Source organism: Streptomyces sp. NPDC029216 (genome assembly GCF_040648015.1).
Taxonomy (GTDB): domain Bacteria; phylum Actinomycetota; class Actinomycetes; order Streptomycetales; family Streptomycetaceae; genus Streptomyces.
Genome location: NZ_JBEZWL010000013.1, coordinates 40,205 through 66,903 on the forward strand (window position 1 = coordinate 40,205; position 26,699 = coordinate 66,903).

At 72.8% G+C, this 26,699-nt stretch carries 25 protein-coding genes and 1 pseudogene; 10 read left to right on the plus strand and 16 right to left on the minus strand.

The window, feature by feature from the left end:
* Positions 1-15: 15 nt before the first annotated feature.
* Positions 16-873, minus strand: a pseudogene (locus tag AB0F18_RS07930) (LysR substrate-binding domain-containing protein); the annotation flags it as partial.
* A 146-nt stretch (positions 874-1,019) separates the two neighbouring features.
* Between AB0F18_RS07930 and AB0F18_RS07935 the strand changes: the two are divergent.
* Both AB0F18_RS07935 and AB0F18_RS07940 read left to right on the plus strand, forming a co-directional pair.
* The gene (locus AB0F18_RS07935; RefSeq protein WP_362056141.1) at positions 1,020-1,202 is read left to right on the plus strand and encodes a hypothetical protein; all 183 of its coding nucleotides are present in this window, start codon (positions 1,020-1,022) and stop codon (positions 1,200-1,202) included.
* Positions 1,203-1,322: 120 nt separating this feature from the next.
* A complete protein-coding gene (locus tag AB0F18_RS07940) occupies positions 1,323-2,534 on the plus strand; it encodes a helix-turn-helix transcriptional regulator (RefSeq protein WP_362056143.1) in 1,212 nt (403 codons plus the stop codon).
* 67 nt (positions 2,535-2,601) lie between these two features.
* Here AB0F18_RS07940 and AB0F18_RS07945 read toward each other — a convergent pair whose 3' ends face one another.
* The 8 genes from AB0F18_RS07945 to AB0F18_RS07980 all read right to left on the minus strand — a co-directional run bounded on the left by AB0F18_RS07945 (position 2,602) and on the right by AB0F18_RS07980 (position 9,648).
* Complete coding sequence (locus tag AB0F18_RS07945; protein WP_362056145.1) at positions 2,602-2,883, minus strand: hypothetical protein; 282 nt, start codon at positions 2,881-2,883, stop codon at positions 2,602-2,604.
* A 102-nt stretch (positions 2,884-2,985) separates the two neighbouring features.
* The gene (locus tag AB0F18_RS07950) at positions 2,986-3,597 is read right to left on the minus strand and encodes a hypothetical protein (protein WP_362056147.1); all 612 of its coding nucleotides are present in this window, start codon (positions 3,595-3,597) and stop codon (positions 2,986-2,988) included.
* Positions 3,594-4,940 (minus strand): DUF58 domain-containing protein, encoded by a 1,347-nt coding sequence (locus AB0F18_RS07955; RefSeq protein WP_362056149.1) that lies wholly within the window; start codon positions 4,938-4,940, stop codon positions 3,594-3,596. The genes AB0F18_RS07950 and AB0F18_RS07955 overlap by 4 nt, the downstream gene beginning before the upstream one ends.
* The gene (locus tag AB0F18_RS07960) at positions 4,937-5,944 is read right to left on the minus strand and encodes a MoxR family ATPase (protein ID WP_362056151.1); all 1,008 of its coding nucleotides are present in this window, start codon (positions 5,942-5,944) and stop codon (positions 4,937-4,939) included. The genes AB0F18_RS07955 and AB0F18_RS07960 overlap by 4 nt, the downstream gene beginning before the upstream one ends.
* Positions 5,945-6,026: 82 nt before the next feature.
* Positions 6,027-6,563: a hypothetical protein gene (locus tag AB0F18_RS07965; RefSeq protein WP_362056153.1), complete on the minus strand. Its 537-nt coding sequence runs from the start codon at positions 6,561-6,563 to the stop codon at positions 6,027-6,029.
* Positions 6,560-7,465, minus strand: a complete 906-nt coding sequence (locus AB0F18_RS07970) for a DUF4129 domain-containing protein (RefSeq protein ID WP_362056155.1) — start codon at positions 7,463-7,465, stop codon at positions 6,560-6,562. Before AB0F18_RS07970 ends, AB0F18_RS07965 begins: the two co-directional genes overlap by 4 nt.
* Positions 7,466-7,557: 92 nt before the next feature.
* Complete coding sequence (locus AB0F18_RS07975; protein ID WP_362056157.1) at positions 7,558-8,985, minus strand: cytosine permease; 1,428 nt, start codon at positions 8,983-8,985, stop codon at positions 7,558-7,560.
* A gap of 144 nt (positions 8,986-9,129) precedes the next feature.
* Entirely contained in the window at positions 9,130-9,648 is a 519-nt protein-coding gene (locus AB0F18_RS07980) for a DinB family protein (RefSeq protein WP_362056159.1), read from the minus strand.
* Positions 9,649-9,756: 108 nt separating this feature from the next.
* Between AB0F18_RS07980 and AB0F18_RS07985 the strand changes: the two genes are divergently transcribed.
* Together AB0F18_RS07985 and AB0F18_RS07990 are read left to right on the plus strand one after the other, a co-directional pair.
* The gene (locus tag AB0F18_RS07985; RefSeq protein WP_362056161.1) at positions 9,757-9,999 is read left to right on the plus strand and encodes a hypothetical protein; all 243 of its coding nucleotides are present in this window, start codon (positions 9,757-9,759) and stop codon (positions 9,997-9,999) included.
* Positions 10,000-10,179: 180 nt separating this feature from the next.
* A complete protein-coding gene (locus AB0F18_RS07990) occupies positions 10,180-10,689 on the plus strand; it encodes a RidA family protein (protein WP_362056163.1) in 510 nt (169 codons plus the stop codon).
* A 47-nt stretch (positions 10,690-10,736) separates the two neighbouring features.
* On the opposite strand, the gene AB0F18_RS07995 is transcribed toward AB0F18_RS07990, so the two are convergent.
* Positions 10,737-11,867, minus strand: a complete 1,131-nt coding sequence (locus AB0F18_RS07995) for an NADH:flavin oxidoreductase (protein ID WP_362056165.1) — start codon at positions 11,865-11,867, stop codon at positions 10,737-10,739.
* 208 nt (positions 11,868-12,075) lie between these two features.
* Here AB0F18_RS07995 and AB0F18_RS08000 point away from each other — a divergent pair, with 208 nt between their 5' ends.
* Entirely contained in the window at positions 12,076-12,579 is a 504-nt protein-coding gene (locus tag AB0F18_RS08000; protein ID WP_362056237.1) for a MarR family transcriptional regulator, read from the plus strand.
* Between the two features lie 352 nt (positions 12,580-12,931).
* Here AB0F18_RS08000 and AB0F18_RS08005 read toward each other — a convergent pair whose 3' ends face one another.
* From AB0F18_RS08005 to AB0F18_RS08015, 3 genes are all read right to left on the minus strand, one after another.
* Positions 12,932-13,510, minus strand: coding sequence for a hypothetical protein (locus AB0F18_RS08005; protein ID WP_362056167.1), 579 nt, complete (start codon positions 13,508-13,510; stop codon positions 12,932-12,934).
* A 179-nt stretch (positions 13,511-13,689) separates the two neighbouring features.
* A complete protein-coding gene (locus tag AB0F18_RS08010; RefSeq protein WP_362056169.1) occupies positions 13,690-14,253 on the minus strand; it encodes a hypothetical protein in 564 nt (187 codons plus the stop codon).
* A gap of 80 nt (positions 14,254-14,333) precedes the next feature.
* The gene (locus tag AB0F18_RS08015; RefSeq protein ID WP_362056171.1) at positions 14,334-16,010 is read right to left on the minus strand and encodes a PucR family transcriptional regulator ligand-binding domain-containing protein; all 1,677 of its coding nucleotides are present in this window, start codon (positions 16,008-16,010) and stop codon (positions 14,334-14,336) included.
* 343 nt (positions 16,011-16,353) lie between these two features.
* Between AB0F18_RS08015 and AB0F18_RS08020 the strand changes: the two genes are divergently transcribed.
* Positions 16,354-18,747, plus strand: a complete 2,394-nt coding sequence (locus tag AB0F18_RS08020) for a molybdopterin cofactor-binding domain-containing protein (RefSeq protein WP_362056172.1) — start codon at positions 16,354-16,356, stop codon at positions 18,745-18,747.
* An 81-nt stretch (positions 18,748-18,828) separates the two neighbouring features.
* On the opposite strand, the gene AB0F18_RS08025 is transcribed toward AB0F18_RS08020, so the two are convergent.
* Positions 18,829-19,827, minus strand: a complete 999-nt coding sequence (locus AB0F18_RS08025) for a helix-turn-helix domain-containing protein (protein ID WP_362056174.1) — start codon at positions 19,825-19,827, stop codon at positions 18,829-18,831.
* 86 nt (positions 19,828-19,913) lie between these two features.
* Between AB0F18_RS08025 and AB0F18_RS08030 the strand changes: the two genes are divergently transcribed.
* The gene (locus AB0F18_RS08030) at positions 19,914-21,230 is read left to right on the plus strand and encodes an MFS transporter (RefSeq protein ID WP_362056175.1); all 1,317 of its coding nucleotides are present in this window, start codon (positions 19,914-19,916) and stop codon (positions 21,228-21,230) included.
* Positions 21,231-21,853: 623 nt separating this feature from the next.
* On the opposite strand, the gene AB0F18_RS08035 is transcribed toward AB0F18_RS08030, so the two are convergent.
* Entirely contained in the window at positions 21,854-22,561 is a 708-nt protein-coding gene (locus AB0F18_RS08035; protein WP_362056177.1) for an SDR family oxidoreductase, read from the minus strand.
* A 366-nt stretch (positions 22,562-22,927) separates the two neighbouring features.
* Here AB0F18_RS08035 and AB0F18_RS08040 point away from each other — a divergent pair, with 366 nt between their 5' ends.
* From AB0F18_RS08040 to AB0F18_RS08050, 3 genes are all read left to right on the plus strand, one after another.
* The gene (locus AB0F18_RS08040; RefSeq protein WP_362056179.1) at positions 22,928-23,668 is read left to right on the plus strand and encodes an alpha/beta hydrolase; all 741 of its coding nucleotides are present in this window, start codon (positions 22,928-22,930) and stop codon (positions 23,666-23,668) included.
* A 233-nt stretch (positions 23,669-23,901) separates the two neighbouring features.
* Positions 23,902-25,083, plus strand: a complete 1,182-nt coding sequence (locus AB0F18_RS08045; RefSeq protein ID WP_362056181.1) for a cytochrome P450 — start codon at positions 23,902-23,904, stop codon at positions 25,081-25,083.
* A gap of 158 nt (positions 25,084-25,241) precedes the next feature.
* A complete protein-coding gene (locus AB0F18_RS08050) occupies positions 25,242-25,724 on the plus strand; it encodes a VTT domain-containing protein (RefSeq protein ID WP_362056183.1) in 483 nt (160 codons plus the stop codon).
* A 108-nt stretch (positions 25,725-25,832) separates the two neighbouring features.
* Here AB0F18_RS08050 and AB0F18_RS08055 read toward each other — a convergent pair whose 3' ends face one another.
* Positions 25,833-26,618: an SDR family NAD(P)-dependent oxidoreductase gene (locus AB0F18_RS08055; protein ID WP_362056185.1), complete on the minus strand. Its 786-nt coding sequence runs from the start codon at positions 26,616-26,618 to the stop codon at positions 25,833-25,835.
* Positions 26,619-26,699 lie beyond the last annotated feature (81 nt).

Genomic DNA, 26,699 nt, shown 5'->3' on the forward strand with positions numbered 1-26,699 from the left:
GGAGGCGGCCACGAACGACAGGAAGGCCCGCAGCGCGGACTTCCGGTTGTCCTTGCGCCACACCAGGGCCAGCGGCACCGTGGGTCTGCCCTCCAGCTCGCGCAGCACCACGCCGGGCACGTCGAGCAGGCCCACGGACTCCCTGGTGACCAGGGTGATGCCGTGCCCCCGGGCGACCGCCATCAGCATGTGGGCCTCGTCCGGCTCCTCGCGGGCGATGCGGGGTGTCCGCCCCGCCGGATAGACGGCGTGGATGATCGACTCCCACAGTCCGCCCGACTCCCGCGGGAAGAAGACCAGCGGCTCCCCGGCGAGGGCCGGGAAGGGGATTGACTCCCGGTCGGCGAACGGATGGCCGGCGGGCAGGGCGACGAGGACCTCCTCGCGTCCCACGCCCAGCAGGCCGAGGTCGTCCCCCGGGTCCACCGGCGGGCGTACAAAGCCCACGTCGATCGCCCGGGCCCGTACGCGCTCCAGATTGATCGAGCTGAATCCGGCCGAACTCCGCAGGGTGATGCGCGGCCGGGCCGACTGGAACGCGGCCGTCAGCTCCCCGGCCCGGCCCGGGCTCGCCGATCCGGTGTGGGCGAGCGTCAGGGTGGAGTGGTGACGGTCGACCATCTCGTGGGCGAAGCCGTTGACCACCTCGGCGTGGGCGACCAGCCGGCGCGCCTTCGGCAGGAGCTCCTCACCGATCGGGGTCAGGGTCACGAGCCGCCGCGACCGGTGGAACAGGGGGGCGCCGATCTCGCGCTCCATCCCCTTGATCGCCTGGGAGAGACCGGGCTGCGAGATGTGGAGCCTCCCCGCCGCCCTGCCGAAGTGAAGCTCCTCCGCAACCGCTATGAAGTACCGGAATGCTCGGATGTCCATGCGCTCAAAACTAGAGAGGCGGTCAAGGCGTGTCAATGTTTGACTCGCGTGTCATGCGGGCCGTAGCGTCGCCTCAGCACGGCCCGAACAAGCTCCGGGGCGCTGGGTCGCACCCCGGACGAACCTTTCCCGGAAGGAAAGAACCTGTGCGTCTCGCCAAGCTCCTCGCCGTCGTAGCCGCCCTCGTGGTCGCTCTGCTGTCGGTGGTCACCACGCCCGGTGACGCCGCGGCCGCGAACCGCCAGGCCGTCGCCGGGGGCGATGAGATCGAGTGGCCCACCGGGCCGACGCTGGAGATCGAGTGGCCGGTCCGTCCGGTCCAGGGGTAAGCGCTCTGCCATCGGCGTGTCGCGCACCACGCACGTCCCGTATATTGACCGCCCAAGTAACGGATTGACTCGATCCGGTGATGTTCAGGATGAAGGGGGGCGTACGTAAGGTGAACAGAGATGCTTGACCAGCCGGCCTTCGGCCGTCGCCTCCGCCAGCTGCGGCAGAAACAGGGGCTGACGCAGGCCAGCCTGACGGGGCCGCGCATGTCCGCGGCGTACGTGTCCCGGCTGGAAGCGGGCTCGCGCCCGCCGACCATGCAGAGCGTGCAGCACCTCGCCGCCAAACTCAACGTGCCCGCCACCGCGTTCGACGAGACGGAGGTGACGAGCCTCGCGGACGTGCTCGCCACCACGGTGGCCATCTGGGACTCGGCGGCCGCGAGCGACCTGCGGCGGCTGCTCATGGACGCGCTGGAGCTGGACACCCACGCCGACCTCACCGTCCGCTGGCAGGCGTGCGCCCAGCTCGCCAAACTCCAGAGCCAGTGCGGCGACCGCGACGACGAGTACCGGACGCTCCGGGAACTGCGCCGGGTGAGCGAGGAGCTGGTCCATCCGGTGCTCCTCGTCCACACCCATCTGCGCCTGGCCCGGTGCGAGAGGGCGCTCGGGCGCATCGAGGACGCCCGGGGCACCGCGCGGGGCGGGCTCCTCCTGGCCGCCCAGGCGGGCCTGGACAACGACGACGTCACCCGCCTGAAGATCCTGCTGGTCTCGGCGGCGGCCGAACTCGGCGACCTCGCCGAGGCCAAGCGGCTCAGCGAGGAGACCTGCGAGGCCCTGAACGAGCCGAACCGCCCCCTGGCCGGCGAGGTCTGGTGGACCGCGGCCACCGTCGCCACCCGCACCGGCGACTACGCGCGTGCGGACCTCCTGCTCGGCAAGGCCCTCGCAGCCGTCCGCAGCCGCGACGACCTCGCGCTGTGGACGCGGCTGCGCCTGGCCGCGGCGGCCCTCACCCTCCAGGGCGTCCCCGCGCGACTGGACCTGGTCGAGCGCTACCTGAACGAGGTCAAACCCGCCCTCGACCTCGTCGGCACCCCCGCGAACCAGCAGGAGCACGCCTTCCTCACGGCGCAGCTCCGCCACCACCAGGGTGACCACGCGGCCGCCGCCGCCCTCTGCGAGGCCATCGACCGGGACACCCTGCTCCTCGGCTACCGGGACCGCGTCAGGTACCGCATGCTCCGCGCGCAGATCCGCATCGCCCAGGGCGACCTCACGGCCCTCGACGACCTCACGGCGCTGGCCGGCGAGGTCCAGGAGGCCAGAATGCTCGATCTGGCCGCGGAAATCTGGCGCACCGCGGCCCAGACCCGCCACCCCTGACGCACGCCGCACCGCCGCGGCCCGGCGGGGCGGGGCGGCGGCGGTTCTCAACGGCGCCGTGGGCCGGTCAGTACCAGGCGTTCAGGACCCAGCCGCGCCAGAGAGTGTCGAAGTTGATGAACCCGCAGGTGTACTGCTCGCTGCCGACGGCTTCAGCGGCGGCCTGGCACTCGGCCTGGGTCGGATAGATCCCGACCCAGTGCAACGACGGGGAGTCGGCCGCGTTCGCGGCGGCGGCCGAGGACTTCGCCGACGCCGCCGGTACGGCCGCCTGGGCCGTCGTGGCGGTGCCTCCCACGGCGAGTGCGCTCCCCAGGGCCAGACCGATCAGTGCATGGCGTACGCGCATGATGTTCCCCTCTCGCGGTCACGGTGCTGTCGAACGTGCGACGAGGGTCCCGAGAACCGTTCGAAGGCCGGTCGGGAAGGGGTCGAGCGGCGGACGGCGCCGTCAGCGAGGGGGACGGTGGTCTCCTTCGGTGTCCGGGCGCCCGTCAGGACCGGCCGGGCGGCGACGGGTGCACAGCGCCAGTACCAGACAGGCCGCGGTCGCGGCGACGGCGAGGGCGGCCGGCAGCCTCGCGTACGAGGTCGTCGCGACCGACGCCTGGGCGGCGAGCAGGACCACCGCGCTCGCGGCCGCGGCCGCCAGTGCGGGTGTCGCCGACGGCCGGCCGGGCGGGGCGGTGACCCCGGCCGTCCACGCGTCGGTGACCAGCAGGTAGGCGAGCAGCAGGGCGGCGATGCAGACGACCAGCCAGAGTGCCGGGCCGGTGGCCGCCGCGACCGCGATCGCCGCGGCCGGCAGCAGGGTCGTCCTGCGGCGGGCCGCGACGGCCCGCAGGTTCATGGAGGTCAGGACGGGACGCGCGTCGACCATCGGCGCGGCCCACCACGCGGCCGCCGCCGCCCCGGCCACCAGCACCTTGACCGGAAGCGCCGCGTGCAGGACGGCCGGCGGGTCGCAGGCGGCGACGGCGAGGGCCGTTCCGAGCAGCCGGTCGGTGATCCGCGAGGTGAGACGTGCGAGGAGCCGGGCGGGCCGGGCGGGGGCCGTGGTCATCGCGTCCCTCCGCGGATACGGGTCCGCAGCAGCGGCGCGAGGGCGAGGTCGAGGGTCTCGCCGGGCCGGTGGGCGACGACCGCGATGCCGCTCTCGACGAGGGCGAAGCGCATGGCCTGGCGGTCGGCCCGCCACAGTCGCAGCGCGAGCTCGCCCTCGGCGTCGCCGGGTTCCACGACCGGGTCGCCGGTGGGGATTTCGACCACGACCATCGGGTTGGCCCGTCCCCGCACCTGGTGCAGGACGTCGAAGATCCGCTGGTCGGTCAGCGGCGTCAGGACGTACACCAGCGCTCCGTCGGGCAAAGCGGGCGGGGGCAGCGGGCCGAGGCCCTCCGTGCGGTGGGCGAGGTCCTTGCGGACGGCCAGCACGCTCTCGGCGATCCGGTAGAAGTACTCCTGGCCGCTGCCCGGTTGCAGCCAGCGGGTTGCCCCGCCGACCGACACCACGCCGACCCGGTCGTGGGTGCGCAGGTAGGCGCGGACCAGCCCGGCGCCGGCCCGGAAGGTCTCGTCGAGCGAGGACGCGCCGGTGACCGGGTCGACCACGTCCGCGAGCACGTCCAGCAGCACCACGGTGTCGGCGGTGCGCTCCGCGGCGAACTGGTGGACCTGCAGGGTGCCGCGGCGTGAGGTGGCCGGCCAGTGGATCCGGCGCTGCCGTTCGCCGTGGACGTGCGGGTGCACGCCGGTGACCTCGACCCCCTCGCCGCGCTGCACGGCGGTGTGCTCGCCGAGGCGTTGCGGCAGCCGCACCGGGACGGGCGTGAGGCCGGCGGGTCCGGGCACCGGGAAGACGGCGATCTCGCCGAGTTCGGCCCGTACGGTGCGGCGGGCCAGGCCGCCGCGGTCGTAGACGTCGACGTCGACCGTGCCGAGGGTCCAGCGGCCCCAGCGCTGCGCGGTCAGGACGAGTTCGACGTGGTACGGACCGACGGCGAGGTGGTCGAGCCGGACCCCGTGGCCGAGGGTGACGCCGGGGTCCAGGCGGCCGGTCTCACCGTCGTGGGCCACCTCGATCCGCACCCTCACCCGCTCGCCCTCGAAGCAGCGCCGCGGCTCCACCTCGGCCTCGGCCGTCACCCCGTCCGGGCGCGGCCCGCCCGGCAGGGCGAGGGCGAGCAGGACCAGCGGCACGACGGCGAGGGCGAGCACCCAGGGGCGGCCGCTGATCAGTGCGGCGGCCAGGGCGACGACGGCCAGCGTGCCCAGCCGCAGCGCGCGTTCGCCGGCGCGCGGGCCGGGCGGGGGCGGTGGCGGGGGCTCGGCGGTCACGTCCCGGCGGCCGTCCAGGGCCCGCTGGACGGCGGCTGCCGCTCCGGGAGCCGGCGCCGGCTCCGTCATGACACGGCCGGCGTGCGCGGCAGGGTCTGCGGGGCGGGCACGGACTGGGTGATCTCGCGGATGACCTCGTCCCCGTCGATCTGACGGACCCACAGTTCCGGCTTGAGGGTGACCCGGTGGGCCAGGGCCGGCACCGCCACGGACTTGACGTCCTCCGGGGTCACGTAGTCCCGCAGGTCCAGTACGGCCCGGGCGCGGGCGAGCTGCACCAGGGCCAGACCGCCGCGCGGAGAGGCGCCGACCTGGACGTGCGGGTGGGTCCGGGTGGCACCGACGAGTGCGACGACGTAGTCCAGCAGGTCGTCGTCCACCTCGACGCGTTCCACGGCGGCCCGCATGGCCAGTACCTCACCCGGCCCGCTGAGCGTGCGCAGGACGGCCTCGGGGGCCGCCCGGTCGACACGTGCGCGCAGCATGCCGGCCTCCTGGGACGCCGTGAGATAGCCCATCCGCACCCGCAGCAGGAACCGGTCGAGCTGGGCCTCCGGCAGGGAGTACGTGCCCTCGTACTCGATGGGGTTGGCGGTGGCCACGACCACGAAGGGCTCCGGCAGCGGCCGGGTGCTGCCGTCGATGGACACCTGGGACTCGGCCATCGCCTCCAGCAGCGCGGCCTGGGTCTTGGGCGGGGTGCGGTTGATCTCGTCGGCGAGCAGCAGGTGGGTGAAGACCGGTCCGGGCCGGAACACCATGTCGGCCGTCCGCTGGTCGTAGAACGGAGCGCCGGTGACGTCGGAGGGCAGCAGGTCGGGGGTGAACTGGACGCGGGAGAAGTCCAGGCCGAGGGCGGTGGCGAAGGACCGGGCCAGCAGCGTCTTCCCGAGTCCCGGCAGGTCCTCGATGAGGACGTGGCCGCCGGCGAGGACGCCGAGCATGACCAGAGCCAGCGGTTCCTCCTTGCCGACGACGGCCGTGCGGATCTCGTCGAGCACGGCCGCGGCCCGCTCGCCCGCCTGTCGGGGTGTCAGGACGTCTTGGTCCGGGATGGGCTGTGGGCTGATCACGATCGGATCCTCACGGGAACGGGACGGGACGGGGTCGGAGGTGTGCGGTGCGCGCTGCGGGGCCGGCCGTGGGCGCCACCGGTCACAGGGCTTCCAGACGGTCGAGCAGGGAGCGCAGGACGGGTTCGGGAAGAGCGGGCTGCGGGGCGGCGGCCCCCGGGTCGATCCACGGCCACAGCTCGGCGCCGACCAGTTCCCGGGCCCGCTGAGGGTCCCGGTACATGGCCACGCCGTGCCGCTCGGCCAGCCGCGCCGCGAACAGCCGCTGCAGCTGCGACCGCATCACGGTGCGCAGGTGCGCCTCGGCGTCGTCCGCGAGGGTTTCGGTCACCATGCGCCGCCACCGGCCGAGCGCCGGGGCCCGGCTGCCCAGCAGGCGTACGGCTCTGCGGCATCCGTCGTCCTGGGCGCCGCCGCCCGCGGCATAGCGGCCCAGGACCAGCGCGACCGAGGTGATGAGGGCGAGGCCGGTGGCGGCCGCGGCGACGCCGTCGGCGAGGGCGAGCAGCACTTCGGCCGCGAGGGCGACGGTACCCAGTACGGCCAGTGAGTGCCGCACCGAACCGGGCGCCCGCAGCAGGGAATCGACGGGTCGGCGGATCCGTGTCCGTGCCTTCACGTGGCATCCGCCCCGGCTTCGGACACGGGGGGCCGCGGACGAAGGCCTTCGGCGATCTCGGCCAGCGCGGCCGTCGCCCGGTCGCGGTGGCCGCCGTCCATCGGGTGCGTGGAGTAACGGGCCTCGCGGAACAGGGAGGTGAGCTCGGCGGCGGCCGCCCCCGCGGACAGACCGCCGCCGAGGGCCCGCTCCAGCAGGTCCTGCGGGCTGTCCGAGTCGCGCCGGACCACGCCGGAGTCGGCGAGCGACTCCTCCATGGCGAGGTAGCAGGCGATGACGGCCGCGCGGACGTCGGTACCGTCCAGCAGGGCGCGGCGCCCGGAGTCCACGGCCCGGGCCAGGAGTTCCTGCTCGTCGTCGAGCGTCGCGTACGTCGCCGGAGCCCCGGGCGCCCGCGGACGCGTCAGATGCCGCCACAGGTACAGCCCGGCGATGACGACGGCCACGGCGAGCAGGGCGATGCCGAGGCCGGGCAGGATCCGCGTCAGCCCGAACTGCGTGCCCTGGCCGCCGGGTTCGGCAGCCGCTGCGGGTGGCGGGGCGGGCGCCGGGATCTGCAGCGTGGGTGCCGGGGGTAAGGGCCCGCGGCCGTCCCCGTCCCCGTGGCCGCCGCCGGACGAGGAACCGAACCGGTGCAGGACCACGATGAGCACGGGGAGGACCAGCGCCGTGCCCAGGAGCACGCGGCTCACACCGTCCGCCAGTCGCTGTTCCACCGGGCTGAGCGCCTGGCCGGCGCGGACCTGCTCCAGGTACTTCGCGCGCAGTGCGAGGCCGCCGAGGAGCGACAGCACGGCGAGGCCGAGCACGAGGACGGGGTTGCCGCCGAGCGGCCCGCGGCCCTCGACGAACAGCCCCGTGCCGGGGTGCAGCAGCACTGCCGCCAGGGCGGCTCCGCCCACGACCAGGACGCCTGTCGCCGCCTGTACGGCACCGGCCGTGCCACGCCGCCGTGGCCCGCCGGCCGAACGCTCCCGCCCCACCAACGCCCCCCTCACCCCTGGTCCGGCTCGGTCGCGGCCGGGTGGACGGTCGCGGCGGGCGGGTTGGCGGTGCGCCGCGCCCAGAGCCAGTACAGGGCCGAGGTGGCCGCCAGACCGACGATCCACGAGATGTCGGCGCCGTCGAGCCGCTTGGTGATCGCGCCGGTGTACAGCTTGGTGGCGAGGAACGGGACCTGCACGGCGATGCCGACGAGGTAGCAGGTCAGCGCGGTGACGTTCCAGCGGCCGTAGCGGCCGTCCGGTTCGTAGAGGGCCGGGATGTCGACGCGCTCGCGCGAGATCAGGTAGTAGTCGACCAGGTTGATCGCGCTCCACGGCGTGAACACCGTCAGGAGCAGCAGCACGAAGTTCTTGAAGTTGGTCAGGAAGTCGTCGCTGGCGGCGAGCGCGATGACCATGGACACCGCGATGAAGCCGACGATGTAGGCGGCGCGGACCGCGGGCGAGACGCGCGAGCGGCGGTCGAAGGCGGTGACGGTGGTCAGGATCGACATGAAGCCGCCGTAGGCGTTCAGGCAGTTCACCGTCAGCTTGCCGACCACGATCACCAGGTAGATGAGGAACGCGAGGAAAGCGGGTCCTGCCAGATCGCCGAGGAAGCCCACCTGGTCGGGCAGGAAGGCCTTGCCCGCGACGGCCGCGGTGAGCGCGCCCAGCGTCATGGCCCACTGGGATCCGATGACGGAGCCGGCGAAGGTGGACCAGAACGTCGCGCGGGTGCTGGTGTCCCGGGGCAGGTAGCGCGAGTAGTCGGCGACGTAGGGGCCGAAGGTGAGCTGCCATCCGGCCCCGAGACCCACGGCGAGCAGGAAGGTCGCCGCCTCGAAGCCCTTGTCGCCGACGTGCGCGCCGACGTCGTACTGCGTGAACAGCCGTACCATCAGATAGCCGAGGCCGAGCGCGCCGACGACGGTGGCGATCCGGCCGGCGATGTGGATGAGGCGGTAGCCGGTCACGGCGACGACGGCGGTCAGCGCTCCGAAGAGGAGGATCCCGGCGTCCGTGCCGATGTGCAGCATCCTGGCCACCGCCTGCCCGGCCAGCACGCTGCCGGTGGCGGCGAAGCCGAGGTACATGAGGATCACCAGCAGCAGCGGCAGGACCGCGCCGAACACGCCGAACTGCGCGCGGCTGGAGACCATTTGCGGTACGCCCAGCCGGGGCCCCTGCGCGGAGTGCAGTGCCATGACGATGCCGCCGAGTACGTTGCCGACGAGCAGCGCGGGTATCGCCCAGAGCGCGTCGGCGCCGAAGACGACCGACAGTGCGCCGTCGACGATGGCGGTGATCTGCATGTTGGCGCCGAACCACAGGGTGAACTGGCTCCGTGGCGTGCCGTGCCGTTCGTCGTCCGGTATGGCCTCGATGGTCCGTCTTTCCACCGCGAGGCGATCCCCGGGGGCGTGTTGAACCGGCATGGTGGTGGCCTCTCCCCGCAGCTGTTGCGGCGCAGCCGGATGGGCTGCGCCGTCGACGTGGGTGGTGCTGCGCCGAATCTGGCATGGGGGTCAACAAAGATCAAGATCTTGAATGGCAAACTTCAGCGGCTCGGCGGGCCGTGGCTATCGGCCGGTGACGCCGTCGGTGAGCTCGCGGACGATGTCCAGGTGGCCCGCGTGGCGGGCGTACTCCTGCAGGACGTGGAAGAGGATCCAGCCCAGGGTGGGCCGCGGAGTGCCGTCGTCCGGGAAGCGGCCGCCCGCCCCGGCGACGGTGGACAGCGGCGTACCCGACACGACGGCGCGGGTGTACTCACCACCCGCGTGCAGCGCGGCGAGGAGGCCCGCGGCCGTCTCCTCCGGGCCGACGTACCAGCGGTCCGCCGGTCCGCGGTCACCCCAGGGCGCCGGGACCTGCTCGGCGCGGAAGCCCCAGCGCAGCCAGCGCCGCTCCATGTACACCAGGTGCTTCAGCAGTTCGAGGACGGTCCACCCGGAAGGGAGCCGGCTGACGCGCAGCTCCGCGTCCGGCAGCCCCTCGATCCTGGCACTGATGGCGGACCGGTAGTAGTCGAGGTAGTCCAGCAACAGCGCGCTGGGGTCGGAGAGTTGCCGGTTCGGTTCCGGTACGGAGGTATGCACGGAGCCGAGTCTGCCACCGAGGTCTCGACCCGCATGCGCTCGGTCGTCGAGTGCCTCGCGAGAGGCTCGACCCGGACATGTGCACCTCGGACTGCAGAGGGGAACACGATGCAAACGCGTTACGCACTGACCGGTATGGCCCTGGGGAGCGCGCTCCTCGTGGGAGGCGCCACCATCGATGCCCGGGCGGCGGAGCCCGCCCGGTCGGCGACGGTCTCGGCGGAACGGAAGCCGGTCGGCTACTTCCGGACCCAGGCGGAGTGCGAGGCCGCCGGCCAGGCCAGGGGTGTCCCTTACACCTGTGCGTTCTGGCTGTACCCCACCCCTCTGTGGGTGCTGTACACCGACTGACCGAGACGCCGGTGGTCCGGGCAGCAGCGCCTGTGCGCGCGGCTGCCCGGACCGCGTTCCGGACCGGGCCGCACGGCTAGCGGGACCTGACGCCCGCTCGATTCCCGTCCAAGGAGTTCTCGCTTCTGCCGTGACAGCGTCTGGGCTCCGGGCTCTACTGGGGACGAAGGGACACGAGGAATGACGAAGTCGAGGCGCAGGGTCGGTATCGGCGCCGTGGTGGCCGCGGTCGTGGCTGCGATGATCACCTTCACGGGACTGCAGGGCGCCAGCGCGCAGGACCAGGCGCGCCGCGGCTGGGACCACTTCGGGTTCGGGGTGCCGTGGGAGGAGTCCTACGGGTACTCGCAGGGCATCCGGGCCGGGGACACGATCTACATCTCGGGGCAGGTGTCGCACGACGCGGCCGGGAACTTCGTGGGCGCCGGCGACTTCGAGAAGCAGGTGCGGACGTCGTTCGACAACCTGGACAAGGTCCTCGCGCACTACCGGGTCCCGCGCAGCCAGATCATCAGCATGAAGATCTTCACCAAGGACCTCCGCGCGAACTTCGACACGGCCGCCCGGCTCCACAAGGAGTACGTCGGCAACCACCGCACGACGGACACCATCGTCGGGGTCAGCGACATGTCGGTCCCCGAGCAGCTCGTGGAGATCGAGGCCATCGTCCAGGTCTCACCGCGTTCCTGAACGGACGGGGAGTGGGCCCCGCGGTGATCACCGCGGGGCCCGCACTGCTACCGGCTGAGCGATTGGAGCGCCGCCGGGTGGTACGGCTTCAGCTCGTCGAAGCGGTTGCCGAGGACCTTCGCCGCCCACTGCGGGTCCTGGAGCAGCGCCCGGCCGACGGCGACCATGTCGAACTCGTCGCGCTCCATGCGGTCCAGGAGGTTGTCGATGTCGCCGAGCGCCGCACCCTCGCCGGCGAAGGCGCGGAGGAAGTCGCCGTCGAGGCCCACGGAGCCGACGGTGATGGCCGGCCGGCCGGTGAGCTTCTTGGTCCAGCCCGCCAGGTTCAGGTCCGAGCCCTCGAACTCCGGGAGCCAGTAGCGCCGGGTGGAGGCGTGGAACACGTCGACGCCCGCCGCCGCCAGCGGGGCCAGGATCGCCTCCAGCTCCTCCGGGGTCTGCGCGAGCCGGGCGTCGTAGGCCTCCTGCTTCCACTGCGAGTAGCGGAAGATCACCGGGAAGTCGGCCGGGACGCGCTCGCGGACCGCCGCCACGATCTCCGCGGCGAACTTCGTACGGGCCACCGCGTCGCCGCCGTAACCGTCGGTGCGGCGGTTGGTCCGCTCCCACAGGAACTGGTCGAGCAGGTAGCCGTGGGCGCCGTGCAGTTCGACGCCGTCGAAGCCGATCCGGTGGGCGTCCGCGGCGGCGTCGGCGAAGGCGCCGATGACCTCGTCGAGGTCGGCGCTGGTCATCGCCTTGCCGGTCCCCTCGGTGCCGTCGACGCGGATGCCGGAGGGGCCGACGGCGGGCGCGTCGGGGTACGGGGCTTCGCCCTGCTTGCGCACCATGCCGATGTGCCACAGCTGGGGCACGATCGTGCCGCCCGCCTCGTGCACGGCCGCGGCGACCTTCGCCCACCCCGCCAGCTGGTCCTCGCCGTGGAACCGCGGCACCCGGTCGCTCTGACCGGCGGACTCGTGACCGACGTAGGTGCCCTCGGTGACGATCAGGCCCACGCCGGCGGCGGCCCGGCTGGAGTAGTACGCCTGCACGTCCTCGCCGGGCACGCCGCCGGGGGAGAACATCCGCGTCATCGGCGCCATCGCGATGCGGTTGGGGACGGTCAGGCCGTTCAGCGTGACGGGCCGGGACAGGATCTCGGCCGCGCGGGAGGCGGTGGACGTGGTGACGGTCATGCGGGTCCTCCGGATTGAGGCTGTGGCTCGTCGGGGTGGCAACGAGAAGTGCATAGTACACACGCTATGTATCATGCATATGGCCGGGCGGGGCCGGGCCCTCGCGCGGGGAGCCGATCGCCCGCGGCGGAGCGGTCCACGGGTCCGCGATAATGGAGCGCCGGAAGGAGCGGGAGGCGCAGTGCTGGAGAAACTGGAGCGGGAGCTGATGCTGCTCTCGCGGCACCAGGTGCTGGCCCGGCGCGAGCGCGACCCCGAACGCCTGGAGCGGTCGGCGTACCTGCTGCTCAGCCGGATCGACACCCAGGGCCCCATGTCCATCGGACAGCTGGCGGAGGCGTTCGGGCTCGACACCTCGACCGTGAACCGTCAGACGGCCGCACTGCTGCGCTGCGGCCTGGCCGAGCGCGTCGCCGACCCGGACGGGGGCATGGCCCGCAAGCTGCGCATCACCGCCGAAGGCGGGCGCCGGCTCGCCGGAGACCGTGAGGCCAACCTGTCCTGCCTGGCCCGGGTGGTCGCCGACTGGTCCCCCGAGGAGGTGCGGGAGCTGGAGGACGTCCTGGTCCGGCTCAACCGCAGCGCCGAGGCCCTCGAAGGACGGGACTGGCCGCGCGCGGAGGAAGACGCCGCCCACACGACATGCCCCCCTGCGCTCCCGCAGACCCCCGCGACCCCTGCGCCGCGGGAGCCCGCGCCGGGATCCCCGTAGAACAGGGACGGCCGACGCCGGGGCACAGGCACACAGCCCTACAGCTGTGCCGTGACCATCACGCAGATCAGACGGCGGCGCAGCGTGGCGCGTACTCCCTGCCGGAAGGCGAGCAGGAAGCTTCGTAGCATCATCCGCAGGCCCCATGCGGTTGCGCGCATCACAAGGCGGCGGATGACGGCCTTGGGCGCCCAGTGCGCGAGCGTCCGCCTGCGGCGCCACACCCTGCGTCGACTCCGCTTCCCCGGGAACCTCATGCCCATGGGGTACCTCTATTCGACGCGCGTGTCCTTCTACTCGTCTGCGTCGAAAAGAGGTTTTCAAACCTCGACTGCTGCCGCGGCCTGCCGGGTCAGCCCATGGACCACAGGACGTCCGCCACCGGGTCGGCGCTGTGGCCGTACCTGCCTTCGTACACGTCCTCGTACTGTTCGACCAGCCATTGACCGTCTTCCTTGATGAGGCGGAGCACGTACCGGAACGGCTTCTCGCCGTCGCGCTGCCCAGTGGCGAGGACTCCCTTCCCGCCAGGGTGCTTCCTGGACGCCTTCACATCCTGAACGTGGTCGATGGTGAACCGCAGCGGCGCGCGATCCGCTTCGGGGGTCCGCTCGGTGAGGGTCTTGCGTGACGCGATGCAGCCGTCGACCGTTCCACCGTCATCGGTGAAGTTGGGGCGCGCCGCCTTGGTTTCGTGCTCGCACATGGCCTTGACGTCGGCGGGGTCGAGCATCCAGGCCTTCATGAACGCCTCGGCGGCCTTCGCGACCTGGGTGTCCTCGCTGACGGCCGTCGGCTTCTCCTGCGGCCGAGAAGGCGCCTTGCCGTCCTTCGGGGCCGGCTCGGACGAGCCGCAGGCCGTCAGTGATGCGGTGGTCAGCACGGCGGCGGCCAGGCAGGCCGCTCTCCTGGCGGAGGGCCGGTTGGGCATGGGGGTGGTGTCCTTCTCGCTACCGGCGGCACAGCCGCGGACCGCCAGGTTCTCGGGTCCGGCACGGGCTGGGCCACGTTGTTGATCATCGTGATGACAGTAACCGACCCCCGCCGATGGGCCCGCGCTCTGTCCCGGCCGCGGCCGGCGGCCCGGGCGCCGTGGCGCCGGGCCGGGGCTCAGACGGCGGTCTTGAGGCGGTCGACCTGGTGCTGGGCCGCGAAATTGGTGTCTTCGAGCTTGGTCTCCACCGCCCAGACGTACACGAGGACGCTGCCGACGCGCATGACCACGGCGGTCACCCGGTCGTTCCCGACCGCGTCGGTCTCGTCCGCTCCGGCCTCCACCTTGACCGGCGCGGGGGTGGGCTCTATGTCAGTGCGTCGCTTGGCCGACAGGCTCTTCATCGCCGCGGTCGCGGCCTTGGGGGAATCGAAGGAGAAGAGGGTGAACTCGACCTTGGTCTCGCCCCTGCCCCTCCTCTTGAGCTCCTTCATGCCTCCGGCCACCAGCCCGTCGCACGTCGCCCCCGTGGTCTCGGCGCAGTGGGCGCGGGCCCCGTCCCCGCCGGCCGCAACCGCCTCGTCTCCGGCGAAGTTGCTGCCCATGCTGGTATCGGTCGGGAGCGCCGCCCGGATCTGCTCCACGGACAGAGGCCCGGCGGCCTTGCCCTTCCCGCCGCCGTTTCCGACCGACACCGACACGGGGTCCCCGCCACTCCCACAGCCGGTCAGCGCCGCCACCAACGCGATGGTGCAAGCCATTCCCCGGACTACCGTCTTCACACTGATCTCCTGTCGCTTCTTCCCGATGTGATGATCAGTTAAGTATCGGTCGTCGCGACGGTGCTCAGGGCCGCCAGGAAGTCGAGGCGGGTTTCGAGGGTGGTGAGGTCGCGGCCCGTGAGCTGTTCGATACGGGACATGCGTTGGCGCAGGGAGTTGACGTGGAGGTGGAGTTCGGCGGCGCACTTCGTCCAGGACGCGTCGCAGTCGAGGAACGTCCTGAGCGTGGGCAGCAGCTCGGTCCGGTGGCGGCTGTCGTGATTGCGCAGGGGGCCGAGGAGCCGGGTGGCGAAGGCCTGCAGGGTCTCGGCCGGAATGAGGGGCAGCAGCGACAGGACGTGCGAGGTGAGCTCGTCCGATCCGCGTACGGCCACCCGCTGCGCGGAGTCATGGGCGGCGCGCAGCGCCGTGCGGGCCTCGTCGAGGGCGCGGCGTGCGCTCCCGGGGGTCTCCGCCGGTGAACTGACCCCCACGCGTATCCGGTCCGCCGGGCCGAGCCAGCGGGCGAGCGCCGCGGTGAGGGTGCGCTGCAGGGCAGCGTGGTCGAGGGTCGGGCCGGGGGAGGTCCCGGGCGTGCGGCCGGGCACCAGCACAAGGAGGACGGCCTGGTCGCCGTCGACGGTGGCGGCGATGTCCTGCGGTGACACCGGCATCGGGCCGTCCGGCCGGAGCAGGGCCTCCTCCAGCAGGACGCGCAGGGCTGCGGCCGGAATGGGGCGGCTACCGTGCCACCGCCCCTCGGCGACCACGAACTGGCAGGGCGGCCAGTGCGACACCTGGCTGACCAGGGCCTGCGCGGTGGCGCTCAGCCGGACGGGGATCTCCTCGGGCGGCACGCGGCCGTACAGGAGGTCGAGGAGCCGGCGGGCCAGATCGTGGAGCGCGGCCTTCCCGCGCTCGTGGGCCGACCGGGCATCGGCGATCAGTTCGGTGATCCGGCCCAGGAGTTCCGACTCCGGCGCCGGCCAGCCCGAGGTGTCGGCTTCCACGACGAGCAGCCAGTCACCCCACTCCGCCGCGCAGTCCGGAGCCGACGGGCCGCCGGGCTCCGGTACCGGCATCAGGGTGTGGATCCGGTTCCCGAACGTGACCCGGTGGGGAGCCGCCCGGCCCGAGCGGCGCGCGGCGAGGTACCTGGCGGCCAGCGCCGCCGCCGTCTTGGCGTGCGGTCCGGGCCGGCTTCCGGCGACCTGACGTCCGGTCACGGACAGGACGCGCAGCTCGATGCCCAGGCTCTGCCGTACGAGTTCCAGTACGGCGTCCGGCGCGGACGTCCGGCCGGTGAGGAGCTGCCGGTGGCGTTCGACCAGGGCGGCCAGGTCGGCGACGTGCCGGCCGGGCAGCCGGCGCAGGACGTGTTCGGTGACCGCGGTGAACGGGGTCTCCGGTCTCACGGCGATGAGGGGCAGGCCGTGGCGCCGGCACGCCCGTACGAGGTCGTCCGGGACGCAGCCGTGAGCGGCCTGCCCGGCGGCGAGGGCCGTGACCCCCGCCCGCGCGAGGGCGCCCACGAAGGGCTCGGCATCCCCGTCCTCGTGCCACCAGGCGAGTTCGGTGAGGACGAGCTCCCCGCCACGGAGGAACCGGCCAGGATCGGCCAGGTCGAGGGTCGGGACGGCACGTACGGGGCGATCGAGCACGCCGTCTGCGCCGTCCGGGCCGACGAGCAGCACCAACCCCAGCCCGTCGGCGTCCAGAAGTTCACGTAGCCGCATGATCGCCACCCTCTCACGCCCCGCCGTCTGCAACACCCGGATCACCGCAGTTCAGCGGCGTGAGGGAGTGGGAAAGTACGGCTGTCAACAGGCGGCGGGGGAGCGGGTTCTGAGCGATCCGTGACTGCCCCGGTGCCGGGGAGCCGCTGTCTACTTCTGCGCATCCGGCCGGGACGGCACGCCCCGACGGCAGGACGGACGGCCCGGCACGGGCGTGCCGCGGACGGGGGTCACGGCACGGCCGACGGCGCACGCCGGCGGCCGGGCAGCACCCGGCACATCGGAACCACGGCACCACCCAGCACACCACGAACGCGAAACGCCAGAAAGAGGCGGTCAGATCATGGCTCGAACCACCACCGGCATCCCCGCCGACGTCACCCAGGGCTCCCGGACCGCCAAGGGCGGCATCGGCGAGTCGACACTGCGCCCCGACGGCACCCTGAAGGTCACCGGTGAGTTCGCGTACTCCTCGGACATGTGGCACGAGGACATGCTGTGGGGCCAGATCCTGCGCTCCACCGTCGCGCACGCCGAGATCGTGTCCATCGACACCGCCGAGGCCCTGACCGTGCCCGGCGTCCACGCGGTGATGACGTACGACGACCTGCCGGCCCCGGTGAAGTACTACGGCATGGAGTTCCGGGACACCCCGGTCCTGGCCCACCGCAAAGTCCGCCACCACGGCGAACCGGTCGCCGTCGTCGCCGCCGACCACCCCGAGACCGCCCGCCGCGCCGCCGCCAGGATCCGGGTCGAGTACCGCGAGCTTCCCCTCGTCACCGACGAGGCGTCGGCGACGGCACCGGACGCCGTACTCGTCCACGAGGACCGCGACGACCACCACTCCTCCCACGTCCCGCACCCCAACATCGTGCACCGCCAGCCGATCGTCCGCGGCGACGCGGACGAGGCCGCCCGGCGCGCCGACGTCATCGTCACCGGCGAGTACACCTTCGGCATGCAGGACCAGGCCTTCCTCGGCCCGGAGTCCGGCCTCGCCGTACCGTCCGAGGACGGCGGCGTCGACCTCTACGTCGCCACCCAGTGGCTGCACTCGGACCTCTGCCAGATCGCCCCGGTCCTCGGGCTGCCCGAGGAGAAGGTCCGCATGACGATGGCCGGCGTCGGCGGCGCGTTCGGCGGCCGCGAGGACATCTCGATGCAGATCCTCGCCCCCGTCCTCGCCCTGCGCACCGGCAGGCCGGTCAAGATGGTCTACAACCGCTTCGAGTCCTTCTTCGGCCACGTGCACCGTCATCCGGCGAAGCTCTGGTACGAGCACGGCGCCACCAAGGACGGCAAGCTGACGCACATGAAGTGCAGGATCGTGCTCGACGGCGGCGCGTACGCCTCGTCCACGGCCTCGGTCGTCGGCAACGCCGCCTCCCTCTCGGTGGGCCCGTACGTCATCGACGACGTCGAGATCGAAGCGATCGGCCTCTACACGAACAACCCGCCCTGCGGCGCGATGCGCGGCTTCGGCGCCGTCCAGGCCTGCTTCGCGTACGAGGCCCAGATGGACAAGCTCGCGGCGAAGCTGGGCATGGACCCCGTCGAGTTCCGCCGGCTCAACGCCATGGAAGAGGGCACGATCATGCCCACAGGCCAGCCGGTCGACCACCCGGCCCCGGTCGCCGAACTGCTGCGCCGCGTCAAGGAGCGTCCGCTGCCGCCCCAGCGCCAGTGGGAGACCGCCGACGGCGAGGCCGACGTCCGCGCACTGCCGGGCGGCCTGTCCAACACCACCCACGGTGAGGGCATCGTCCGCGGCGTCGGCTACGCAGTCGGCATCAAGAACGTCGGCTTCTCGGAGGGCTTCGACGACTACTCCACCGCCCGCGTGCGCCTGGAGGTCATAGGCGGCGAGCCCGTCGCGATGGTCCACACGGCCATGGCGGAGGTCGGCCAGGGCGGTGTCACCATCCACGCCCAGATCGCCCGTACCGAACTGGGTGTCCAGCAGGTCACCATCCATCCCGCCGACACCCAGGTGGGCTCGGCCGGTTCGACCTCCGCGGGCCGCCAGACGTACATGACCGGCGGCTCGGTGAAGAACTCCTGCGAGCTCGTCCGCGAGAAGGTCCTGGAGATCGGACGGCGCAAGTTCGGCTCGGCCCACCCGGCGTGGGCCGGCGACGGGCTCCGCCTGGCGGGCGGCAAGGTCGTCACCGAGGACGGCGAGGTGCTCGCGGCCGTCGCGGACGTCCTGGAGGACGAGGCCGTGGAGGTCGAGGCGGAGTGGCGGCACCGCCCCACCGAGCCCTTCGACCTGGTCACCGGGCAGGGCAACGGTCACGTCCAGTACTCCTTCGCCGCGCACCGGGCGGTGGTGGAGGTCGACACCGAACTCGGCCTGGTGAAGGTCGTCGAACTCGCCTGCGCGCAGGACGTCGGCAGGGCGATCAACCCGCTGTCGGTCGTCGGCCAGATCCAGGGCGGCACCACCCAGGGGCTGGGCGTCGCAGTGATGGAGGAGATCATCGTCGACCCGAAGACGGCGAAGGTGAAGAACCCGTCCTTCACCGACTACCTGATCCCGACGATCCTCGACACCCCGACGATCCCGGTCGACTACCTCGAACTGGCCGACCCGCACGCCCCGTACGGCGTACGCGGCATCGGCGAGGCCCCGACCCTGTCCTCCACCCCGGCCGTCATCGCGGCGATCCGCAACGCGACGGGCCTGGAACTCGACAGGACCCCGATCCGCCCCGAACACCTCACCGGCCTCTGAACCCTTACGCCTGGTCCTGGTGGACGGCGGTGTTCTGGCAGGCGGTCAGCAGCCAGCGGCCGTCGTCCGGTTCCTTCGTCATCACGTAGAGCGGGGTGCCCTCGCTACCCCCCGGTCCAGCAAGGCGGTGCCGAGGTCGCTGGCCGTGTAGTGGACCTCGCGTCGGTAGCGGTGGCTGGTGACGAGGCCCGCGTCGCGCAGGACGGCCAGGTGCTGGGAGACCGCGCCGAGGCTCAGTCCGCAGCGGGCCGCGAGCTGCGTCGTGGTGGCGGGGGAGCTGGTGAGGAGCAGCAGCCGGGCCCGGCTGCGGCCCAGCAGGCGGGCCAGTCCGTCCCCGGTGGTGTCGCGGTGCTCCCAGAGGGTGGCGACCGCCCGGGTGGGGTACACGGCGGCCGGCGGGGTGGGTCCGGGCCCGGACAGCAGGTGGCAGCGCGCGGCGAACGCGCTGGGTGCCAGGGTCAGGCCGGTGCCGCCCAGGTCCAGTCCGGCCGCCGGCAGGTCCGTGGACACCAGCCGGTCGCCGGCCCAGCGCAGTGAGGGGTGCAGCCGGGTGAACACCTCCTGGATGCCGTCCTCGGCGAGCTGCCGGGTCCGGTAGGCGATGTCCGCCTCCAGTACGGACCGGATCCGGGGCCAGTACGGCCTGACCGCCGCCTCCCACCAGGTGTGCAGGGCGTCGGCCAGCTCCCGCAGCGCCGGCCCGGGCTCCCGTGCGAGACGCCGCGCGTAGGGCGTCGCCGGGGTGAGTCCGCCGGCCGCCGCGGCATCGGAGCGGACCTGCGCCGTCGGCGTGGCCGCCAGGGCGGCCAGCTCGTCCTCGAACTCGGCCAGCGGACACCGCGGCGGGGGAGTCACGAAACCCGGCCACGCCGGCCGGGAGGCGAGCTCGTGGAGGGGGGCGAGCCGACCGGCGAGCCCCCGGTCCTCCCACAGCGTCACCGCCCGCTTGATCCACGGCAGGTGGACGGCGTACCGGCCCGGGTCCGAAGCCGCCCGGAAGGAGGCGGCGGTCTCCCACAACGGCGAAATCGCGAACCTGATCCCGGCGACGTCGTGCACACCGAAGCGCACCTCGCCCACGCCTTCCCCCCTCCGGCCGGGGCCGACCTTTTCGCCCAGACTAAAACATTGGCGCGCCACCCCCGCAGACGACGATCTTCGCCGTCATGAACAACCACCGCACCCGCCCCACCAGTCGCCGCAGACGCACCGGCCCGCACCCCGACGCCGATTTCCGCAGGGTCTGGGCCGCCGACACCGTCAGCCAGGCCGGATCCGCCGTGACCCTCCTCGCGCTGCCCCTCGTCGCGATCGGCACCCTGCACGCCACCCCCTTCGAGGCGGGCCTCCTCGTCACCGCCGAGTACCTGGCCTTCCTGCTCATCGGCCTGCCCGCCGGCGCCTGGGCGGACCGGATGCGCCGCCGCCCCGTGATGGTCGCGGGTGACCTCGTCCGCGCCGCACTGCTGCTGTCCGTGCCCCTCGCGGCCTGGCTGGGCGCACTGACGCTTCCCCAGCTGTACGCCGTCGCCTTCGGGATGTCGGTGTGCACGGTCTTCTTCGACGTGGCGGCCCAGAGCATGCTCCCGCACCTCGTGGACCGCGACCGCCTCACCGGCGCCAACGCCCGGCTGGAGGCCACCCGCAACCTCACCCAGGCCGCCGGCCCGGGCCTGGGCGGGGCCCTCACGGCCGCGCTGACCGCGCCCGCGGCCCTGGCCGCCGACGCCGTCAGCTACCTCCTGTCGGCGCTGCTCCTCTCCCGCGTCCGCCGCGCCGAGCCACACCCGCAGGGTCCGGCGCGGCCGGAGAAGGGCCTGAGGGCCGAGATCTCCGAGGGGCTGCGCTTCGTCTTCGGCAACCGCACCCTGCGGGCCCTCACCACGGCCTCCGCGATCTCCAACCTGTGCGGCACGATCGGGGCTTCCATGCTGCTGGTGCTGCTCGCGGGCGACCTGGGACTCTCCCCGCTGCTGTGCGGGGCGGTGTTCACGGCCGAAGCCGTCGGCGGGCTCCTCGGCAGCCTGCTCACCCTGCGCATCGCGGCCACGTTCGGCCAGGGGCGGGCGATGTGCGCCTCCGTGATGGTCAGCGGGGTCCTGTGGCTGCTGGCCGTGCCCTTCTACCGGAGCGATTGGCGCTTCGCCGTCGCCGTGGCCCTCCAGGGGCTGGGCTGGACGGCCTTCATGACCTTCAAGATCACCTCGGTGGCCTTCCGGCAACGCCTGTGCCCCGAACCGCTCCTGGGGCGGATGACCGCGACCGTCCGCTTCGTGGTCTGGGGTTCGATGCCGGTCGGAGCGCTCGTGGGAGGTGCCCTGGGCCAGTGGCTCGGCGCCCGCCCGGCGATGTGGATCGGAGCCGTCGGCGAGCTCCTGGCCGTCCTTCCCCTGCTCCTGTCACCGCTGCGTTCGGCACGCGAACTCCCGGCGGACCCGGACGGGGAGCCACCCGCCCGCGCTTCCGCCGACGCGTCCGCGTGAACGGCGGTCAGGCGGCTGTCCGGACCGCCGGCGAGCGAGGGCCATGGCCGCTCCGGCGGCGAAGAGGCTGCCGGACGCGACGGCCTTAGCACTGCCGGCCTCGGCACGGGCGGAGCCGGTGATGAACGGTACGACGGCCAGGACCGCGACCCCGAGGGCGACTTCGCCCCAGAAGCGGCGCCGGGAGCTGATGTCGTCGGCGCGGCGGGCCCGGGCGATGCGGGGCATGAGCCAGAACTGGCTGAAGGTGCCGGCCGCGATGAGACCGAGGACGAGCAGGACCTTGACGAGCAGGGCGAGGCCTCCGAGCCAGACGGTGCCGGAGACGATGTGGGTCTGGGTCAGGACGAGGTCCAGCCAGCGGTGGAGATCGGCCGGGGCGGTGGCCGGAACCGTGCCGATCAGCGTGATGGCGAGGGACGCGGGAAGTACGGCGAGGACGATGCCGTCCGCGTGCCTGCGTGCGCCCGGGACGAACAGGGAGATCCTCGCCGCGGACGCGGCGAGGAGGACGAGGCTCTGGACGAGGTGGACGGTTCCCTGGGCGATCCAGGCGCCCTTGGCGGCGGGGCCTGCAGGAGGTCCCAGATCCGGCCCGGGGCGAACGCGTCGCCGAAGGGTGCCTACCAGGGCAGCGGCTTCCCGTCGCGGAAGAAGCCGCCGGTGGGCCCGGAGTCGGGCAGGGTGGCGGCCCAGACGATGCCGGCGGCACCCTGTTCGACGGGTCCGCCGCCCGGGCCGCCCATGTCGGTGGCGACCCAGCCCGGACAGACGGCGTTGACCAGGATCCCCTCGGCGCGCACTTCGTCGGCGAACTTGCGGGTGAGGGCATTGAGGGCCGCCTTCGAGACCCCGTAGGCGGGGGTTCCGCCCGACATGTTCTCCAGGGACCCCGACTCGCTGGAGACGTTCACCACGCGGGGGTGCGGCGAACGCCGCAACAGCGGCAGGAACGCCTGGGCGGTCCGCCAGGCACCGAAGAGGTTGGTCTCCAGGGTGCGGGCGACGTCGTCGAGGCCGACGGAGACGGCGCGCTGGGAGGTGTCGTAGTTGATGGCGGCGTTGTTGATCAGGACGTCGAGGCGCTCGAACCGCGCCTCCACGCTGCGGGCGAGGGCACGAACGCCCTCGTCGTCGGTCACGTCCAGCTGGTGGGGCAGGAGCTCGCCGGTCACGTCGGGGGCCAGGCTGGCGGCGGCCCGTTCGGCATCCTCCAGACGGCGCGCGCACAGCAGGACGGTGTGGCCGAGCGCGGCGAGCTGACGCGCCGCCTCCTGGCCGATTCCCCGGTTGGCGCCCGTGACCAGCGATACCGGCGTCAGGGTGTTCATCGCTCTCCTCGGTTTGGACGATCTTGATCCGGGCACACGCTATGCCCTCGCCGCCCCCACGCGAACCGGGTGAGGCCCATCGCCGGCGGCGGGACGGGCCCTCCTCCTCCCGGACATAGCGGCCGCCTTCGACGCCAGGCACGCCGCAGGCGTCCGTACATGTCCCTGAGGGCAGTCCTCCGTCCCCTGCGGAAAACCGTTGGGCGGGCCACTGCGACCACTGCTAGATTTCCGGAGGCCGTGCAGGAGAACGAGGAGGTGGTACCCGTGAACGCAGTATCGACATGGGTGCTCTCCTCCGGGGTCACGGTCGGGCGATAGGTCGTCCGGGAGCGCCGTTCATGAGCACTCCCGAAAGGCACGACCATGCACTTCACTTCTGAACAGCGCCTCGACGGCAACGTCCTGGAACGCGCATTCACCCTCGGCGAGATCCCCGGCATCCTGTGGACGCCCGCATCCGCAGCCGCGTCCGCACCGGTTCCGCTGATCCTGCTCGGCCACCCCCCGCTCGGACTTCCCACGATGTACCCCCGGCTGGTGGCCCGGGCCCGTCAGGCCGTGGCCGACGGGTTCGCCGCGGCCACCATCGAGCTCCCCGGAAGCGGCGACAGGCCCCGTTGGGACGCCGCCGAGCAGGCCCGCGCCGAGCTCCGCCGGGCCATGGGGGCCGGCGAGCCGGTCACCGACGAGATCATCGACGCCCTCGTCCTCCCGCTGGTCGACAAGGCGGTCCCGGAATGGCAGGCCGCCCTGGACGCCCTCCTGGCGCTGCCCGGGATCGGCGGCCCGGTCGGGTACTCGGGGGGAGTGATCTCCATCGGCGTTCGCCTCGCGGTGGTCGAGCCGCGCATCGTCGCGGCCGGACTCTTCGCCGGGAGTTTCGTGCCTCGCGCCATTGTCGGGGAAGCCCGAAAGGTCACCATTCCGCTGCACGTCCTGCTGCAGTGGGACGACGAAGCGAACGACCGGCAGGCGGCCCTGGACCTGTTCGACGCCTTCGGCTCCAAGGAGAAGTCCCTCTACGCCAATATGGGCGGCCACACCGGCGTCCCGCGGTTCGCGGGGGACGAGGCGGCCCAGTTCTTCACCCGGCACCTGAAGTGATGCCGGGCCGTCAGGCCGCCGGCAGACGGTAGGCCGTACCGGACACGCCGGCAGCGCCGGTCCAGCGCTGCCGGCGTGGTCGCCCGCCGCGAGGGGCACGGGTATCACGGTCAGTTGCTCGTCAGAGTGCTCGGACCGGCTATTTTGTGAAACGGCGGGGCTGGTCGTACGGAGGGGGTGTCGGCGCTGAGACCGTTCAGCACCAGGGGCGAGGTCAGTCGGAGCCTCAGGCCATGACCGGGTCGGCGCAGGATCCCCGCCCCCTCCCGGACCCCTATGCGACGTATGCGGCCACGCGCTCCGCATGCCCGGTGCAGTCCGTGCCCGCCGGTCCCGGAGGTCGTGCCAACTACCTGGTCACCGGCTATGCGGAGGCCCGGGAGGCCCTGGCCGACCCCCGCCTCTCGAAGGACACGGGGGCCTTCTTCGCGGGCAAGCAGTCGCGACGCCGCCTGCACCCGGCGGTGGCCCACACCATGCTGGCCAGCGACCCGCCCGCGCACACCCGGCTGCGGAAGCTGGTGACCAAGGCGTTCACGACCGGGGCCGTCAAGGAACTGCGCCCCTTCATCGCCCGGGTCACCGCCGAGCTGCTGGACCAGTGGCCCGTCGGCGAACCCCTCGACTTCGTGGCCCGCCTGGCGGTGCCGCTGCCGGTCATCGTGATCTGCCAGCTGCTCGGCGTACCGCAGGCCGACCGGTCCGCGGTCCGGCGCTGGTCCGCGGACCTGTTCGCGGCGGGAGACCCCGATGTCATCGACGCGGCCTCACACGCGATGGCCGGCTACATGACGGACCTCATCGCAGCCAAGCGCCGGAACCCCGGCAGCTCGCTCCTGGACCGGCTCATCTCGGCCCGGGACGGGGAGGACCGCCTGAGCGAGGACGAACTGGTGTCCCTGGCCGTGCTGTTGCTCGTGGCCGGACACGAGACCACCACCAACGCCCTCGGTAACGCCCTCCTGGCGCTGCTCCTGCACCCGGCCGCTGCGGACCGCCTCCGCCGGCATCCGGACGAGGTCCCCGCCGCACTGGACGAACTGCTCCGCTTCGACTCGGCGGTGAGCACGGCCACCTTCCGCTTCACCACGCAGGCCGTCACGCTCGGCGGCACCGAGATCCCGGCCGGTGTCCCGGTCCTGGTCGGGCTGGGGGCGGCCAACCGCGACCCGGCCCGGTTCCCGGCGCCGGACCACCTCGACCTGGACCGGGACGCGGCCGCTCATCTCGCGTTCGGTCACGGCATCCACCGCTGTGTCGGCGCCCCCCTGGCCATGGCCGAGATGGAGATCGCCCTGCGGGGGGTGCTGACCCGGTTCCCCGGAATCCGCCTCGCCGTACCGCCCGACCGGCTGGAGTGGCGGCGCACCCGTCTCGTCCGAGGCCTGGCCTCGCTTCCCGTCCTGGCGGGGTAGCGGCGCCGGTAGCCCCGGTGTCCTGTACCCCCGCATGCGCGTTCGGTTAGGCTTACCTTGCCTGCCGTGTGGACGTGCAGGTTCGGAGTTCGGGGCCGCAGGTGGCCACCGCGTGACGGGTGCCACGGGTTGCGGCCCGGAGCTTGGGAGGAGACGTCGTGGATAGGGTCGTGCTCACGGCCGGAGCCCTGTACGCCATCGTCCTGCTCCGCGCCGGAGGGACGTTCGCCGTCGGGTGGCTCGCCGGCGCCGGTGCCCGGCGCAGCAGGTTCGCCGGGCGGATCTCCTCGGCGAAGTTCCAGCGCGCCGAGCGGGCGATCCAGCGGTGGGGTGCGCCGGTGGTGGCCGTCTCCTTCCTGACCGTCGGCCTCCAGACCGCCGCCAACTTCCTCGCGGGCAGCATGCGCATGCCATTGCCGCGCTACCTCCCCGCCCTGTTCCTGGGCGGAGCGGCCTGGGCGCTGATCTACGCGACCGCGGGGCTCGGCGTGCTCGAACTGCTGCGAAGGCTCTTCGCCGAACAGACGGCCCTCGGGGTGTCCGCCGTGGCCGTCCTCCTCCTCGCGGCGTGCGGGGTGGTGGTGCTCCGCAGGAGAAGGGCGGCCGTGCCCTCCGCTGACACCGCGGCCGAGGAATCCTGAGCCCAAGCCGAGGGGGCGGGTACCACATCGGGTGACATGACCGGCACTCCGGCCGATGCTGCGACCGCCCTCTGCTCCGGTCGCCCACACCACCCGCGCAGAGCTGGGCTATTGCGCCAGGTAGCCGCCGTCGACGGGGAGGATGGTGCCGGTGATGAAGGAGGCGGCGTCGGAGGCGAGGAAGGCGATGGCGCGGGCCACCTCTTCGGGCTCGCCGAGGCGGCCGAGCGGGTGGAGAGCAGAGATGTGGTGGAGGTACTCGGAGCCGCCGGGCTCGTCCACGAGGCGCTGGACGCGTTCGGTGCGGATGGTGCCGGGGGCGACGGCGTTGACCCTGATGCCGCGCCCCGCCCACTCCACCGCGAGGTGCTTGGTGAGCCCGGAGGCGACGAACTTGGCGGGCCCGTAGGCGGCTTGGCGGGCCTGGCCGGCCACCCCTGAGATCGAGGAGACGCACACGACGGACCCGCCGGTCTCCTGCCCGGCCATCTGTGCGATGGCGTACTTGCAGGTGAGGAACATCCCGCGGCCGTCGACGGCCATGACCCGGTCCCAGTCCTCGGCGCTGGTTTCGAGCAGGTCCGACAGCGGCAGGATCCCGGCGTTGGCGACCAGCACGTCCAGCCCGCCGCCCGCCGTCACCGCGGTGCCGGTCATCCGCTCGGCGTCCTCGGGCCGGGAGACGTCCCCGGTCACCACGGTCACGTCGTACGCGTCGCCACGATCGGCGCAGTCGCGGCGCAGCGCGGTCAGCCCCGCCGTGTCCAGGTCGGCGGCGGTGACCCGGGCACCGAGCCGGGAGAAGAGGGCCGCGGTGGCCCGTCCGATGCCGCTGGCTGCGCCCGTGACCAGGCACGACCTGCCGGTCAGATCGACCAGTCCGCCAGCCTGCACGGCGCACCGCCTCCGCTCACCGAGGCCGGGTCCCTACTGCCGGCCACCGGCCTCCCCAACGAGCGCCGCACGGCCCCGGTT